The organism is Streptomyces sp. NPDC030165, assembly GCF_055573595.1.
Genome location: NZ_JBVIBD010000023.1, coordinates 47,915 through 64,231, shown reverse-complemented (window position 1 = coordinate 64,231; position 16,317 = coordinate 47,915). Strand labels below are relative to the sequence as shown.

Annotated in this window: 10 protein-coding genes; 5 read left to right on the top strand and 5 right to left on the bottom strand. The window is 71.3% G+C overall.

Annotation, left to right across the window (positions count from 1 at the left end):
- Positions 1-37 precede the first annotated feature (37 nt).
- From ACZ4Z1_RS33575 to ACZ4Z1_RS33555, 5 genes are read left to right on the top strand one after another with little or no spacing between them, the layout of a single operon-like run.
- Positions 38-1,420: a YhfT family protein gene (locus ACZ4Z1_RS33575; RefSeq protein WP_468490436.1), complete on the top strand. Its 1,383-nt coding sequence runs from the start codon at positions 38-40 to the stop codon at positions 1,418-1,420.
- Between the two features lie 36 nt (positions 1,421-1,456).
- A complete protein-coding gene (locus tag ACZ4Z1_RS33570; RefSeq protein WP_468490435.1) occupies positions 1,457-2,521 on the top strand; it encodes a phosphotriesterase family protein in 1,065 nt (354 codons plus the stop codon).
- On the top strand, positions 2,518-3,663 hold the full coding sequence (locus ACZ4Z1_RS33565; RefSeq protein ID WP_468490434.1) for an aminotransferase class V-fold PLP-dependent enzyme: 1,146 nt from the start codon (positions 2,518-2,520) through the stop codon (positions 3,661-3,663). Before ACZ4Z1_RS33570 ends, ACZ4Z1_RS33565 begins: the two co-directional genes overlap by 4 nt.
- A 6-nt stretch (positions 3,664-3,669) precedes the next feature.
- Complete coding sequence (locus ACZ4Z1_RS33560; protein ID WP_468490433.1) at positions 3,670-4,866, top strand: alanine racemase; 1,197 nt, start codon at positions 3,670-3,672, stop codon at positions 4,864-4,866.
- Positions 4,863-6,113 carry a phosphopentomutase gene (locus tag ACZ4Z1_RS33555; protein WP_468490432.1) on the top strand — a complete coding sequence of 417 codons (1,251 nt, stop codon included), beginning with the start codon at positions 4,863-4,865 and terminating at the stop codon, positions 6,111-6,113. Before ACZ4Z1_RS33560 ends, ACZ4Z1_RS33555 begins: the two co-directional genes overlap by 4 nt.
- Positions 6,114-6,223: 110 nt before the next feature.
- Here the strand turns inward: ACZ4Z1_RS33555 and ffh are convergent, their stop codons facing one another.
- The 5 genes from ffh to nsdA all read right to left on the bottom strand — a co-directional run bounded on the left by ffh (position 6,224) and on the right by nsdA (position 15,246).
- Complete coding sequence (ffh, locus tag ACZ4Z1_RS33550) at positions 6,224-7,780, bottom strand: signal recognition particle protein (RefSeq protein ID WP_468490431.1); 1,557 nt, start codon at positions 7,778-7,780, stop codon at positions 6,224-6,226.
- A gap of 603 nt (positions 7,781-8,383) precedes the next feature.
- Entirely contained in the window at positions 8,384-10,909 is a 2,526-nt protein-coding gene (locus ACZ4Z1_RS33545; protein WP_468490494.1) for a [protein-PII] uridylyltransferase, read from the bottom strand.
- A gap of 647 nt (positions 10,910-11,556) precedes the next feature.
- On the bottom strand, positions 11,557-11,895 hold the full coding sequence (locus ACZ4Z1_RS33540) for a P-II family nitrogen regulator (protein WP_365844729.1): 339 nt from the start codon (positions 11,893-11,895) through the stop codon (positions 11,557-11,559).
- A complete protein-coding gene (locus ACZ4Z1_RS33535; RefSeq protein ID WP_468490430.1) occupies positions 11,892-13,340 on the bottom strand; it encodes an ammonium transporter in 1,449 nt (482 codons plus the stop codon). The genes ACZ4Z1_RS33540 and ACZ4Z1_RS33535 overlap by 4 nt, the downstream gene beginning before the upstream one ends.
- Before the next feature lie 430 nt (positions 13,341-13,770).
- A complete protein-coding gene (gene nsdA, locus ACZ4Z1_RS33530) occupies positions 13,771-15,246 on the bottom strand; it encodes a transcriptional repressor NsdA (protein WP_468490429.1) in 1,476 nt (491 codons plus the stop codon).
- Positions 15,247-16,317 lie beyond the last annotated feature (1,071 nt).

The following is a 16,317-nucleotide window of genomic DNA, read 5'->3' as shown; positions in this document are numbered from 1 at the left end:
CATCCGATGACGTGCCAGGGCGCAAAGGAGTGGCCCCGTGAGCAGCACCGTCTCCACCGCGAGCACCGGTCTCGACTTCCCGCTCGCGCAGCAACTGACCGTCGTGGCCCTGTGCGCGCTGACCGCCGTCCTCTCGCACCTGGCATTGGCCGTCTTCAACGACGGTGTACGCCCCTTCATGCTCGACTTCATCCAGGGCCGTACGACCCGGAGCGCCACCACGGCGGTGTCCTTCGGGCTCTCCGCCGGGTTCATCTTCGGGCTGGGGGCACCGATGGCGCTCTCCTCCGGGGTGCTCAATCCCTGGCTGGTGTTCCTGCCCACCGACGTCCTGGGCATCCTCGCGCCGAAGAAGTGGCTGGCGCCGCTGCTCGGCGGCGCGTGGGGCGCGGTGGTCGTGTTCGGTCTCGCCGGGGCCAACGACCTCGCGCACGATCTGCCGGTCGACTTCCTGACGGCCATGCAGCAGATGGCGACGCCGATTCTCTTCCTCTTCACGCTGTTCCCGGTGCTGGCGATCACCCAGCAGTTCGGGAGGCTGCGCGGTGCTCTGGCCGGCGGGGTGGAGCTGGCGCTCGTGGTGCTGACGATGAAGGTGTGGCCCGATGTGTTCGCGGGGGCGCCGGCCATGGCGGTCGGTGTGCTGCTCCTCATCGGGTTCGCGGTGGCCAAGGACGTACGGCAGCGCCGGACGGAGCGAGCCACGGCGGGCACGGTGACGGCCGCGGAGGGGGCGGGCCCGGGCGACCCGGCCGCCGGTGGGGTGCCGGGCGAAGTGGATCCGTTGGCGTCCCTGTTCGGTGCCAGTGCGGCCCGGTTGCGGCGGCATCTGCCGTTGTTCATGGTGCTGGGTTCCGGTGTCTGTCTGCTGGCCCAGCTGCATGTGTTCGGTGGCGGGGAGGCGACCAGCTTCCTGATCGCCAAGGGGCAGTACGCGGAAGCGGCGCAGGTCGACTTCTACCGGGCCCTCGGATTCATCCCACTGATCGCCACCACGGCTCTGGCCTCGGGCGCGTACGGCATCGTCGGGTTCACCCTCGTCTATCCGGTCGGATATCTGCTGCCGAACCCCTGGCTGGCGGTGGTCTGCGGGGCGCTGGTCTTCGCCGCCGAGGTGCTGGCCCTGAGCTGGATCGGGAAGGTGCTGAGCGGGCTGCCTTCGGTGCGCGACTGCTCCGAGCACCTGCGCGGCGCCATCGGCGACACCCTGCAACTGGCCATCCTCTTCGGCTCCTTGATGGCGGCGAACGCCATGGGTGGCGGGGTGGGGATCCTGATAGCCGGCGGCCTCTACCTGCTGAACGAGTCAGTGGGCCGGGTGGTGGTACGGATGGCCGCCGCTCCCGCCGCGGTCGTCGTCACCGGCATCGTCCTCAATCTCCTCCATTGGCTGCACCTTTTCACCCCGGTCAAGAGCTGAGCCGGCGTACGTGGGACGCCAGGAAGGCAGTGCGTCATGATCTCTCCATTGCGGACCGTCACCGGACCGCTGCCCGTGAGCGCCGTGCGGGGCCCCGTGCTCGCGCACGAGCACCTGGCCCTCGACCTCACGCGGGCCACCGACCGCGCGGCCTCGTTGGGAACCGAGCACGCCACTGCGGTGGCCGGTGAACTGACCGGGCTTCGGGAGCGGTTCGGGTTGTCGCTCGTCGTCGAGCTGACCTGCCGTGGCATGGGCCGGGATCTCGCGGCACTGGCCCGAATCTCCCGGGCTTCGGGGGTGGCGGTTGTCGCGGGTACCGGCTGGTATCACGAGGCGTTCCATCCGGACGAGGTGGAGGGCGCGGGCGTCGAGGAACTGACGCATGTCCTGATCGAAGAGATCACCGGCAGGCCGGGGAGCGGCGGGGTCCTTCCCGGCGTCATCGGGGAAGTCGGCAGCCATGGCCGTGTGCCGAGCGGGCCGGAGGCCCGTACGCTCACCGCGGCCGCCCGTGCCGCCGTGGCGACCGGGCTGTCGCTGGCGACACATGCGCAGCTGGGGCGTGGCGGTTGCGCCCAGTTGGAGTTGCTGACCGCGGCAGGCCTGGCGCCGCACCGGATCAGCATCGGGCACCAGGATCTGCTCGACGATCCCGTGGTCCATCGGGAGCTGACGGCGGCGGGCGCGTACGTCGCGTTCGACACCGTCGGAAAGGAGCGCTACCAGAGCGATGCCACCCGGCTGCGGTTACTGCTCGCGCTGCTTGAGGCCGGGCACGCCGACCGCGTACTGCTCAGCTGCGACATCTCCCGGCATGGCTACCTGGTCGGTGAGGGCGGCCAGGGGTACGGGCACCTGTTCCGGTCGTTTCTGCCGCGCGTGCGGGCGGCAGGAGCCGACGAGGAACTGATCGACCTGCTGACCCGCCGTAACCCGCTGCGTTTTCTCACGAGCGGGGACGGAGCAGCCGGGCAGGGGACGGCGCGGGAGTCGGCCGGGCAGCCGGACACCGTATCGATGTCGGCCCCTGGGCCCGCGCCAAGACACGGCCTGACTCCCGGCACCGAAGGCCGGTCGGGACGGGAGGCGCTGACATGAGTGTGCGGCTGCCCAGGACGTTCCCGTTGCCGACGGTCTCGGTGGAGGACGCGGTGGCGAACCAGTTCCGGCTGGTGGAGTGCGTGGCCCGGCACTTCGAGGGCCGGCAGCTCTTCGAGGCGGACGCTGGAGTGGTGCCGGGCCTGGGCCGTCCACGTACCACCTCGCGGGTCGAGGCCGTCCTCGCGGACTTCTTCGGGGCTCCCACCGCGGCCCTGGTGCAGGGCGCCGGAACGGGCTCCATCCGGGCCGCGCTCGGCGCCGTGCTCAGAGCGGGCGATCCGCTGCTCGTGCACCGCGCACCGGTCTACCGCACCACCGGTGTCACCTTGCGCAGGCTGGGCGTGGAGACCGTCGAAGCGGACCTCGACGACCCCGCCGCGCTGGACCGGGCGTTGTCCTCCGGCCGGTTCCGGTGGGCCTTCGTTCAGCACACCCGGCAGCGGGCGGCGGATTCCCACGACCCGGGCGAGGTGCTCGCCGCCTGCCGCGCCGCCGGCGTGCGCACCATCGTGGACGACAACTACGCGGTCTTCCGTGTCCCGGCGTGCGGCGTGGAACTGGGCGCCAGTGCTTCCTGCTTCTCACTGTTCAAGCTGCACGGTCCGGAGGGGGTGGGAGCGGTCGTCGGGGCGCGCGATCTCGTGGAGCGGGTGCACGACGACAACTACTCGGGCGGCGGCCAGGTGCAGGGGCATCAGGCGTTGGATGCGCTGCGCGCGCTCAGCCATGTCCCGGTGATGTGGGCGGTGCAGTCCAGAACGGCTACGGAGGTCGCCGAGCGGCTGGCGGCCGGGGAGGTGCCCGGTGTTGCCGAGGTGCGGATCGCCAATGTCCAGGACCGTTGTGTGCTGGTGAGGCTGGATCGGCCCGTGGCCGAGGCGTTACCGGCTGCCGCGGCCCGGTACGGCGCCGCACCGTACCCGGTCGGTGCCAACTCCCGGTACGAGATCGCTCCGCTCGTCTACCGGATGTCCGGCTCCACCTTGGAGGACGCACCGGAGCTCGCCGACTGGACGGTACGGGTCAATCCGATGCGGGCCGGTGCGGACCTGGTCATCGACATCCTTCGCCGCGCGCTGCGCGACCTGGGCGTCGTCCGCACCGGTTACGGCGTTCCCGGGCACGGGGAAGGGGGCTGAACCGCCATGTTCCTCGACACCGTTCTCGCGCGTAATCCGCAGCTGATCGACTACGCCGCCGAGCTGCACCGCACCGGTGAGGTGCAGCCGGACACGTACGTCGTGGATCTGGATGCCGTCGAGGCCAATGCCGCGCTGCTGGCGGGAGAAGCGAGACGGTGGGACCTCGGCCTCTGGCCCGTGGTCAAACAGGTCGGCCGCAATCCCGAACTGATCCGCGCCGTGGCCCGGCACCTGCCCCTCTTCGCCGCCATCGACGCGCCGGAAGCCCGTGCCCTCTACGTGGCGGGTGTGCGGGCCGGGAACGTGGGCCACCTGGTGCAGGTTCCGCACCGTGCGCTTCCCGAGGTCCTGGCCCGGCGTCCCGGGGCCGTCACCGTCTTCGATGCGGCCAACGCCCGGGCCGTCTCCGATGCCGCGCGCCGACTGGGCTGCGTCCAGGACCTTCTCGTACGGATCGAGGGTGCGCCCGGATTGGTGTATCCGGGGCAGGAGGGCGGTGTACCACTCGGTGGCCTGGCGGAGTTCGCGGCCGAGGTGGAGCAGTTGCCCGGGGTCCGCATTGCCGGGGTCACCGGTTTTCCCTGCGTCCAGTGTGTTCCTGGTTCAGGGCAGCCGCGCCCCACTGCCACGTTCGCACTCGTCCGCGAGGCCCGTGCGGTGCTGGCCGCGCGCGGGCACGCGGACCTGGTGCTCAGTGCTCCGGGCGCGACCTGCGCGGCCACGCTGCCGCTGATCGCCGGTCTGGGTGCCACGCACGGCGAGCCCGGCCATGCTCTCACCGGCACCACTCCTCTCCATGCCGTCGACCGAGGTCAGCCGGAACAGCCCGCCTACGTCTATGTCACCGAGGTCGCGCACGTCCTCGCCGATGGGCGGCCCGCCCTGCACGGCGGCGGCTTCTACCCCAGGTCCAGGGTCGAGTCGGCGCTGATTCCCCGTACCGGTGCCCGGCTCGCCGTCCAGCGAGCCCCTGCCGAGAACATCGATTACTACCGCTTGCTGGCTCCCGGCGACGCCCGGCCCGGCGACACCGCCGTCCTCGCGTTCCGTACGCAGATCTTCGTCACCCGCAGCACCGTCGCCGTCGTCGCCGGCCTCGCCTCCGGCTCGCCGCGGCTGATCGGCTGCCACGACGCGCTCGGCCGTCCGCTTCCGGAGAGCGCGGACGGCATGGGCAGGGAAGGCGCAGGTGGGCCATGAGCAGGATCGTCATCGTCGTCATCGACGGTTTCGGCATCGGCGCGATGCCTGACGCGGACGCGCAGCGCCCCGGCGACGCCGCCGCCGACACGCTCGGCCATCTCCTCGACCGTCACCGTGCGGCCACGGGCCACCGCCTTGCGCTGCCGACTCTGGAGGCGCTCGGTCTCGGTTTCGTCCACCCACATCCGGACCTCTCACGGGCCCCGGCCCTCCCGGTGGCCGCGGGCCGCGCGGCTCTGGGCTATCCGGGCGCCGACACGTACGCCGGGCACCAGACCATGATGGGGTCCGACTTCAGTCAGGTGACGGTGGCCCGGCTCGCCGGGCATCTCGACGAGGCCGCCGCGGCGCTACGGGAGAACGGGCACGCCACAGGCCTTCTTGACGGGCGGCCGGTGCTGGTGGTGGACGGGCGGATCCTCGTCCACGACAACCTGGAGGCGGACCCGGGCGTCAACTGGAATGTCTCCGGCCGCTTGGAAGACGTCTCGTTCACGAATGTCCTCCGCGTTGCCCGGGTGGTGCGTTCGGTGGCGCCCGTCGCCCGGGTGATCGCCGTGGTCGGCCATGCCGATGCTCCGCTGCACACGTTCGTGCGGGAAGGCGCCCTCGGCACGGTCGGTCTGGACACCCCGGCGAGCGGCTTCTACCGGAACGGCGGGCTGGCGGTGCGGCATCTCGGCGCACCGTTGGACCGGGCCCGCCGGCTGCCGGAGCTGGCGGCGGGCGCGGGTGTCCCCGTCACCCTCGTGGGCAAGGCCGCGGATGTGCTGGCTTGCGACGCGGCGGTGTGCCGCACCGCCGTCGCCACCACCGAGGTCTTCGCGCTCACCCGCGACGCCCTCCGCCGGGCCCGGGATACGGCGCTGATCGTCAGCAATGTCCAGGAGACCGACCTGGCGGGGCACCAGCAGGACGCCGCACGGTACGCCTCCGTGCTCCAGCAGACCGATACGGGTTTGAGCACGCTGCTGCCGCTGCTCTCCTCCCCCGGCGACCGTCTGATCGTCACCGGCGACCACGGCAATGACCCGGTGATCGGCCATGCCTGGCATACGCGGGAGTACGTCCCGTTGCTGATCCACCGCCCCGAGGCCACCCGCCCCGACCGTCTGCAACCAGCTCGCACCCTCGCGGACGTAGGGGCCACGGCGGCGGTCGCACTCGGACTGAGTGCACGTGCGCTCGGCAGCGGCACCCCGTTGCTGCGGCCGGCGGCCGGATCGGCAGGTGTACCGCGATGACCACATGCAAGAGCCCCCGACCGGGGCTCCGGCCAGGGGCTCGCTCACACGCCTACGCGCCGTACACGCCCCCGGGAACGGCGCGTGCCGTCCGGGGGAGGAGGCCGGTGTCAGCCCATGAACTTCTTGAACTCGTCGGGGAGTTCAAATTTCTTCGCGTCATCACCCTGCGGCAGACCCAGCGGGTTGCCGGACTGTGCGGCCTCGCGGCGGGCGGCAGCGGCCTCCTCCTCGGCCTTCCGCTTCATGGGGTTGCCGCTCTTGCGCTTGCCCTTGGCCTGCTTCTGCTGCTTCTTCTTCTTGGCGCCGCCACCCATGCCAGGCATCCCCGGCATGCCGGGCATCCCCGGCATGCCGCCGCCCTGGGCCATCTTCGACATCATCTTGCGGGCGTCGAAGAACCGCTCGACGAGGTTCTTGACCGCGCTGACATCGACACCGGAGCCCTTGGCGATACGGGCACGGCGCGAGCCGTTGATGATGGTCGGGTCCTGGCGTTCGCCGGGCGTCATCGACTTGATGATCGCGGCAGTACGGTCGACCTCGCGCTCGTCGAGGTTGTTGATCTGCTCCTTCATCTGCCCCATACCGGGCAGCATCCCGAGGAGCTTGGAGATGGAGCCCATCTTGCGGACCTGCTCCATCTGGGCCAGGAAGTCGTCGAGCGTGAAGTCCTTGCCCTTGCTGCTCGCCAGCTTGGAGGCCATCTTCTCGGCCTCTTGCTGGCTGAAGGTCTGCTCGGCCTTCTCGATCAGCGTGAGCATGTCGCCCATGCCCAGGATGCGGGACGCCATGCGGTCCGGGTGGAACGCGTCGAAGTCGTCCAGCTTCTCGCCGTTGGAGGCGAACATGATCTGCTTGCCGGTGACGTGCGCGATGGACAGCGCGGCACCACCGCGGGCGTCACCGTCCAGCTTGGAGAGCACCACGCCGTCGAAGCCGACGCCGTCGCGGAACGCCTCAGCGGTGTTGACCGCGTCCTGGCCGATCATCGCGTCGACGACGAAGAGGACCTCGTCCGGCTTGACCGCGTCACGGATGTCCGCGGCCTGCTGCATCAGTTCCTGGTCGATGCCGAGGCGGCCGGCGGTGTCGACGATGACCACGTCGTGCTGCTTGGAGCGGGCGAACTCGATCGAGTCCTGAGCGACCTTGACCGGGTCGCCGACGCCGTTGCCCGGCTCGGGCGCGTAGATGGCGACCCCGGCGCGCTCGGCGACGACCGAGAGCTGGTTGACGGCGTTGGGGCGCTGCAGGTCACAGGCGACGAGCAGCGGCGCGTGGCCCTGCTGCTTGAGCCAGTTGCCGAGCTTTCCGGCGAGGGTCGTCTTACCGGCACCCTGCAGACCGGCCAGCATGATGACGGTCGGCGGGTTCTTGGCGAAGCGCAGCCGACGGGTCTCGCCGCCGAGGATGCCGATGAGCTCCTCGTTGACGATCTTGATGACCTGCTGGGCGGGGTTCAGCGCCTGGGAGACCTCGACGCCGGTCGCCCGCTCCTTGACCTGCTTGATGAAGGCCCGGACGACGGGCAGCGCGACGTCGGCCTCCAGCAGGGCGATCCGGATCTCGCGCGCCGTGGCGTCGATGTCCGCCTCGCTCAAGCGGCCTTTGCCCCGGAGGTTTTTGAAAGTACTCGCCAAGCGGTCGGAAAGCGTATCGAACACGGCGGTCGTCGATCCTCGGGGTCGGGGGCAGGGTCAAGTCGGCTTCTAGGGTATCCGCACGGGCAGGCAACGTGTCCCTGCCCGCCTGGGAGAGCCCACGGGAAGGGGCTCCGTACTGCTGCGGGCGCGGCGCGCACCCAGCGCGGACGCCCGCTGCGCATCCCACCCCCACCGTCTCACGGAGGCGCGGCTCCCGGGGAGCCAGTGCTGTGGGTGGGGACGGTTCGGACTGGGGTGAGGGCCCGGATCGAGGTGAGGGGCCGGGCTGGGGAGACGTACGGGTTCAGGGAGAGGGGCCGGACTGCGGCGGTCCTGCTCGTGACGTGCCCGTCGGCGACATCCTCGCCCGGGACGTCCTCGTCCGGGACGGTCAGGGATGGGACGGCCGTGGCTGGGACGATCATGACTGTGGTGATCTTGGTCAGGGCAGTTCCGGCTGGGGCGGCGGCGTCCGCGCCGCGGCTCTCTCCGGCCTCGAACCCCGGCCCGGCGCCGGGCTCCGCACCCGCACCCGCCCCCGCCCCGGCCCCCGAGCCTGCTCAGCCGGCTCCTCGCCAAGGAGCCACGCCGCGGTCGGGATCTGTTTCGAGGGCAAGGACCCCATCAGCTCGCCGGTCGGCGTGGGCCCGCATGTGGGCGTGGCTGTTTCAAGGCGCTCTCCACTGTCCGTGCCACCTCGGCGGCCGCCGCGTCCGGCAGGGGTCCGCCCTTTTCGTCCGTGACGTAGAACGCATCCACCGCGTTCGATCCCAGCGTGCTGACGTGGGCGCTGCGTACGGTGACCCGCGCGGACTCCAGCGCGCGGCCGATCCGGTGCAGCAGCCCTTGGGCGTCCTGGGCGCGTACCTCGATGACGGTCGCCAGCTGCGAAATCCCGGAGACGACCGTCACCCGGGGCGGCGGGGCCTGCACCCCTCGCGAGCGGCGCGCGTACGCCTGCTCGCGCTCCGCAAGCCTCGCCGGCACGTCCAGCGAACCGTCCAGGGCCCGCACGAGGTCAGCCCGGAGCCGTACGGTCTGCGGGAGGGAGCCGTACTCGGCGGCCACCCGCCAGCTCAGCAGCAGCACCGGCCCCTCGCCAGCGGGGTCGATACTGCGCAGGTCGGCGGCGCGGACGGTCAGGCGGTGCATGGCGAGGACGCCTGCCGCGGCGGGCAGCACGCCGGGCTGTTCCGGTACGGCCATCAGCAGCTCGACGCCCACCGGTTCCGGCTCCGGCTCGGCGCCCGAGCCCGTACCCGCCTCCGTGCCCTTACGCGTATCCACATCCGGCCCCGCGCCGGTGGGGCCGGAGGCGGGGGCCGTTTCGCCGTGGCCCTCCGCCCGGGTGTGCAGGGCGAGCACCGGACCGCCCGTACGCCACGCCTCGACGGCCAGGCGCTCCTGCTCGGCAGTCGGCTCGTCCGCCGGACGTCCTTCCGGTGCGGTCTCCCCCGCCAGCCGCGCCGTGACGCGTTTCACCAGGTCGGCGACGAGCGAACCACGCCAGGCACTCCAGGCCGCGGGGCCGGTCGCCAGCGCGTCGGCCTCGGTGAGGGCGTGCAGCAGTTCCAGCGTCCCGGTGTCGCCCACCGTGTCCGCGACCGCGTCGACCGTCGCCGGATCATCGAGGTCCCGGCGGGTGGCCGTGTCGATGAGCAGCAGGTGGTGCCGTACGAGTGTGGCGATCACCGTCACGTCCCGGGCGTCGAACCCGATCCGGGCCGCCATGTCCCGGGCGATGGTCTCGCCGGAGACGGAGTGGTCGCCGGGCCAGCCCTTGCCGATGTCGTGCAGCAGGGCCGCGATGAGCAGCAGGTCGGGGCGGTGCACGCGCCGGGTGAGCGCCGAGGCGCGGACGGCCGTCTCGATCAGGTGCCGGTCGACGGTCCAGCGGTGCACGGCGTTGCGCTGCGGACGGCAGCGCACCCGCTCCCAGTCGGGCAGCAGCCAGGTGGTGATCCCTTCCGCTTCCAGCGCCTCCCATACGGGTACGGTCTGCGCGCCCGCGCCCAGCAGCGTGACCAGTTGTTCACGCGCCTCGGCCGGCCACGGGGTGGGCAGGGGCCGGGTGGCGGCGGTCGCGCGCAGCCGGCGTACGGCGTGCGGGGACAGCGGCAGTCCGGCCTGGGCGGCGGCAGCAGCGGCGCGCAGCGGAAGCACCGGGTCGCGATCCGGCCGGGCCGTCCGGGCCAGGACGGCTTCACCGTCCAGCTCGACCACGCCCTCGGCGAGCGGAGACCGTTCTCCCCGCCCCGGTCCGCCTCCGGCCGTACGGCCCCTCAGCAGCCCCCGCAGTACGGGCCGTACGGACCGGGATCGCAACACCCGCCCGACTTCGCGCCAGGTGACGTCGCTCGCGTACGAGATGGTGCGCGCGTCTTCGTAGACCTGCCGCAGCAGTACGTCCGCGTCCAGCACGCCGAGTGCCTCGGCCACCTGGTCCTGCTCCTGGAGGGAGAGCCGGTCGGTGGTGCGGCCGGTCGTCAGGTGGAGTGCGTCGCGTACGTCCAGCAGGCGGGTACGGGCTGCGTCCAGCCCCTCGCGCGGTGCGTCGGCCAGCCAGGAGGCGGCGACCGCCCGCAGTGCGGTGGCGTCCCGCAGCCCGCCCCTGGCCTCCTTCAGGTCCGGCTCCAGGAGATACTGCAACTCGCCCTGCCGCGCAGCGCGTTCACGGCAGGTCTCGTGCAGCTCGGGCAGGCGCTTGGGGGCCTGTTCGCGCCAGTCGGCGAGCGCGGTGCCGCGCAGGGCGCCCGTCAGTCCCGGGTCGCCGGCCAGATGGCGCGCGTCCAGAAGACCGAGCTGGACCTTGAGGTCCTCGCGAGCGGCTTTGCGTGCCTCGGCGGGTGTCCGCACCGAGTGGTCCAGGGCGAGGCCCAGATCCCAGACCGGGTACCAGAGCTGATCGGCGAGCTCGGCGACCGTACGGGCGCCGGCTTTGCCGTTGTGGAGCAGGAGCAGGTCCAGGTCACTGCGGGGGGAGAGTTCGCCGCGGCCGTAACCGCCGACGGCGACAAGCGCGACGCCGGAGCCGGAGCCGACTCCACCGGTGGCACGCTCGAACAGATCGGCCAGCCAGGCGTCGGTGAGACGGGCGAGGCCGGCCCGGCGCGCGGGTCCGTCCTGGCCCGTGTCTTGCAGGAGCCGCAGCCGGTCCGCGGCGTAGCGATCTTCGGCCGCGGAGGTCGGAGGTGGCTCCTCCGGAGTGACCGGAGTGTCGGGAGTGGCGAGGGTGTCCGCGGCTCCCGTACGGGCGGCACCGGTCACATCCGCCGCCCGGCTCGCGGCAGCGTTCGCCCCGGCCGCCTCCTGGTCGCCGTCCTCCGCCGTCTTCCGCACGCTCTCGGTCACCTCAGGTGCTCCTTGGTCATGTCGGCCCCCAGGTACCGGTCCTGGCGAGGCCCCGCCCTCGCGCTCCGTCGCCTGCGGCGGGTCGGGCTGCGTCACCTGCGGAAGTGGTGGCTCCACACCGTCGCCGCCGTACCGCTCCGGCCCTCACTCGGGCTCTCACTCCGGTCCCGTTCAGGAGCCCGCTCCGTACCTGGAGCGGGAGCTGGAGCGGGACCGGAAGCAGAAGCCGAACCTGGAGCAGAAGCTGGACCGGGAACAGAAGCCGTGCCTGGAGCAGAAACCGGACCGGGAGACGAAAGCCTCCGGCCCCGGGTACCGCTCCGGGCCTCCACATCCGCATCCGTACAAGCAGGACCCGCCGGACCGGACGGCGCTGCGCCCTCGGCCCGGACGACGCCGTACCGCCGGCCGGCCGAACGCCGCCGCGCCCCGGCCCCACCCCGCGCCTACAACGCGTCCGGTCCCCGCTCACCCGTGCGGACGCGCACCGCCTCCTCGACCGGGAGGCTCCAGACCTTGCCGTCGCCGATCTTGCCGGTGCGGGCCGCCTTCACCACGATGTCGATCAGCTCCGCGGCGTCCGCGTCGTCCACGAGCACCTCGATGCGGACCTTCGGCACCAGGTCGACGGTGTACTCCGCGCCCCGGTACACCTCCGTGTGCCCGCGCTGCCTGCCGTATCCGCTGGCCTCGGTGACGGTCAGGCCGTGTACGCCGAACGACTGGAGGGCCTCCTTCACCTCGTCGAGCCGGTACGGCTTGATCACTGCCGTGATGAGCTTCACGCGTCCACCTTCTTCTCACTGCCGGAAGCCGGGGCCGCGCCCTGGCCCTTCCCTCGGCCCTCTCCTCGGCCCTTCCCCTGGCCCTTTTCCGGCGACGGACCGTCGCCACGAGCCGGTACGGCGGCCGAGGCCGCCCCCGCGCCCGCCCCGGTCCGTGCCACCACGCCCCCGCCCGCACCGCCGAAGTCGTACGCCGTCTCCGCGTGCGCGGCCTGGTCGACGCCCGCGACCTCTTCGTCCTCGGAGACCCGGAAGCCCATCAGCACGTCGATGACCTTGGCAAGGAGGAAGGAGACGACCAGGGAGTACAGGAGCACACACACGACACCGACGGCCTGCTTGCCGAGCTGTTCCAGGCCGCCGCCGTAGAAGAGGCCCTTGGCGTCGCTCTGGACGCCGCCGGTGGCGAACAGGCCCACCAGCAGGGATCCGGCGATGCCGCCGACGAGGTGGACACCGACCACGTCGAGGGAGTCGTCGTACCCGAACCGGTACTTCAGCCCGACCGCCATCGCACACAGCACGCCGGCGATGACGCCCACCGCGATCGCGCCCAGCGGGCTGACCGCGCCGCACGCCGGGGTGATCGCGACCAGGCCGGCCACCGCGCCGGAGGCCGCGCCCAGGGTGGTGAAGGAGCCGTGCCGGATCTTCTCGTACGCGAGCCAGCCGAGCATCGCGGCGGCCGTGGCGACCTGGGTGTTGACGAAGGCGACGGCGCCCACCCCGTCGTCGTTGTTCAGCCAGGAGCCCGCGTTGAAGCCGAACCAGCCGAACCACAGCAGCCCGGCGCCGAGCATCACCAGCGGCAGGCTGTGCGGCCGCATCGGGTCCTTCTTGAAGCCGATGCGCTTGCCGACGACGAAGATCACGCCGAGGGCCGCGGCGCCCGCGTTGATGTGCACGGCCGTACCGCCGGCGAAGTCGATGACCCCCAGGTCGAAGAGCCAGCCGCCCTCGGCCCACACCCAGTGCGCGACGGGGAAGTAGACGACGGTGGCCCACAGGGCGATGAACAGGGCCCACGCGGTGAACTTCACCCGGTCCGCGAGGGCGCCACTGATCAGCGCGGGTGTGATCACCGCGAACATCAGCTGGAAGGCCGCGAAGACGTAGACCGGGATGGAGGTGGTGCCCCACAGTTCGGTCAGGCCGATGCCGCTGAGGCCGGCGAAGTCGCCGGGCCGGCCGAGGAAGCCGCCGCTGTCCTGGCCGAAGGCGATCCCGAAGCCGTACAGCACCCACAGGACGGTGACGATCCCCAGGCTGATGAAGCTCATCATCAGCATGTTCAGCACGCTCTTGACCCGGACCATGCCGCCGTAGAAGAAGGCGAGTGCGGGGGTCATGAGCATCACCAGAGCGGTGCAGATCAGCATGAAACCGGTATTGGCCGGGCTCAATGTGGCCTCGTCTGCCGCGAGCGTCATGATGCCTGGGGGCATCGGCGTCTCCTGTCGTCGATGCGGCCCGTGCGGGCGTGGTTCCGGGTGGGCCGACTTTCGCCACGAGGTTGTCGCAGTACCGTTTCGGCCATGACCCGTCGGTGTTTCCCCACGGTGACGAAGCCCTCGTCAGTGTTACGCCCCTATGAACTCCGGGATCAGCCCGCCACGCCCGGTACCTGCCGCAACCCACCGAAACGACCACGCCCACACCGTGCCCACGGCGCCCCCACCACTCCCGGACGCCACACCCGCACCACCCCCGCCAGGCTCCCCCGCGGGCCCCGCACACAAAGCCGACCGCGGCTGTCACCCGTATGACCTGGCGTGGGGGAGCCGAGTCGAGCTGTACGGGGTGACGGGCCGCGGCCGGGGCCTATGGGGACCTGCCAATCGGGCAGTGCCGTCGGAAGCGCTGTCAGGAAGTGGGTCAGACGGCCTCCGCGCCGGTCTCCGGCAGTTGCTGGGCCAGTTCGTCGCTGAGCTGGATCACGTCGGCGACGCCCTCGAAGGTACGCGCCGCGGTGTCCACGGTCTTGCGCAGCCGGGTGTTGACCCGCTCCGAGCGGACCTTCTTCGCCAGCGGTATGGCCTGGTGCGCCAGTACGGCGCACTGCTCCGGCTCCTTCTGGAGCAGGTGCACCGTCGCCATCCCGATCAGGTTCAGCGCGTACGAACGCTGGTGCTCCGCGTCCTGCGAGAAGAGTTCGACCGCCCGCTGCATCACGGGGTTGGCGAGGGAGGCGTACGTCGGGCTGCGCCCGGCCACGTAGGCGAGGTCGCGGTAGGAGTGGGCGTTCTCCGCGTTCAGCTCGGCCTCCGAGAAGAAGCGGATCCAGTCCGGCTCGGGGTCGCCGGCCGACACGTCGCTGAAGGTGTCCTCGGCCATCCGCACGGCGCGCTTGACCTTGCTCGGCTGGCCCATGCTGGCGTACGCCCGCGCCTCCATCGCATACAACATCGCCTGCGTACGGGCCGTAGCCGATTCGCGGCTGCCGTACTGCGCGAGGTGGATGAGTTCCAGCGCGTCGTCCGGGCGGTCCAGGTGGATCATCTGGCGGCTCATGCTGGAGAGGATGTACGAGCCCAGCGGGCGGTCGCCGGCCTCCTTGGAGGCGTGCAGGGCGAGCACGAAGTACTTCTGCGCGGTGGGCTGCAGGCCGATGTCGTAGCTCATCCACCCGGCCAGCTCGGCGAGTTCCGCGGCGACCTTGAACAGCCGCTTGGCGACCTCTTCGCTCTGCGGTTCCTGCAGCAGGTCGGTGACCTCGTGGAGCTGGCCGACCACCGCCTTGCGGCGCAGTCCGCCACCGCACTGGGCGTCCCACTGGCGGAACATCACGGTCGTCGACTCCAGCAGGTCCAGCTCGGGCGCGGACAGCCGGTTGGAGCGCCGCGCACGTTCCTGGGACGCCTGTTGGGCGGCGGTCGCCTGGCCCGGTGAGACCGGCACCAGCCAGCGCTGCATCGGCTCGATGAGAGCGGGCCCGGCGGCCAGCGCCAGGGAGGTGCCGAGGAAGCCACGGCGCGCCAGCATCAGGTCGCTGCGGGAGAACTCACTGATCAGCGAGACGGTCTGGGGACCGGCCCAGGGCAGGTCGACGCCGGACACGGACGGGGACTGGTGCGCGGAACGCAGGCCGAGGTCCTCGATGCCGACCACACACCCGAACCGCTCCGAGAACAGCTCGGAGAGGATGCGCGGGATGGGCTCGCGCGGCTGCTCGCCGTCGAGCCAGCGCCGTACTCGCGAGGTGTCGGTGCTGATGTGGTGCGCGCCCATCTGGCGTGCGCGCCGGTTGACCTGTCGTGCCAGCTCGCCTTTCGACCAGCCGCTGCGCACGAACCATGAGCCCAACGGTTCGTTGGGGCGCTTGTCGGCGCCGGTGCCGCCACTGCCGCCCACTGGAACGCCCCCATTCCGATTGCTGCCTTGCTTCACCGCGCCGCGCCATCGCTTCGCATCGCCGCTCTTCGCCGCTTCCGAGTTTCTTTTCCATACGTCCGCTACATACGGTCCGGACCGCCCCGGCGCCTCACTGCGCCGGCGTGGTATCTGCCGCGGCCGCCGTTCCTGTCCGGTGCGGTACGTGATGTGCCGCCCCGCTCGGTGCCCGGCCGCGCTGTGGTCGCTGCGGCCTGCTGCTGCCGCGGCGCCCGTGTCGTGATGCTGTTGTTTTTCCCTGCGGTATTGCGGTACTGCTTCATCTGCCGGCCCTGAGGGACCGCTCGCCCTGCGGGACCGCTCGCTGCACGGAACTTCCGGTCCTGCGGGGTGCACTCCCGGTCCTGCGGGTTGCGCCAGTTCGTCCCTGCCCGCCGGTGCTTCGGGTCCGGTACTTCGCGTTCTGCTGCTTCCTGCACTTCTGGTGCCGCGTGTCCTGCCCCTCGCGCTCCCGGTCCCGCTCGTCCGGTCGGGCCTGCATGTTCCGTACCGCTCGTCCTGCCGCCGCTTCTCTTCGCGTCCGCTGTTCTCGTCGCCATTTCGCGCCGGCACCGCGCCGCCGTGCTTTTCGCGCACCGGGCCGCCGCACCGCTCCGCACCGCCATCCTGCCGCTGTGCGTCGCGGCCGCCCCCGTGAACCTCCCACAGGATGCCGTCTGTTGCGACGACCGGTACGGGGTGGACCTACCCGGCCGCGGAATCCGGCCAACCCGATTCGGGAGGGTTCACCCGCCGGTGCGTTGCCTCCGGCATACCCAGGCCCGTGGCGCTTCACCTCAGGTAGTGCACCGAAAGTAATCCTACGATCACGCCCGCGGGGAGAGCGATCCGCTAAACGCCACCATTCGCCACCCCTTTGAATGAACTCCCCGACCGGTCCTCGCGATTGACTTGACACAGGTCGAGAGGAGACGGACGGAAAGGAGTGCGCATGGGCGCGCGCCACGCGACGCACCACCCCCCGCACCACGACGCACCACGGACACCGACTCCTCCTGACGCAGTGTCACAAGCGCGTTCCGGCACGTAACC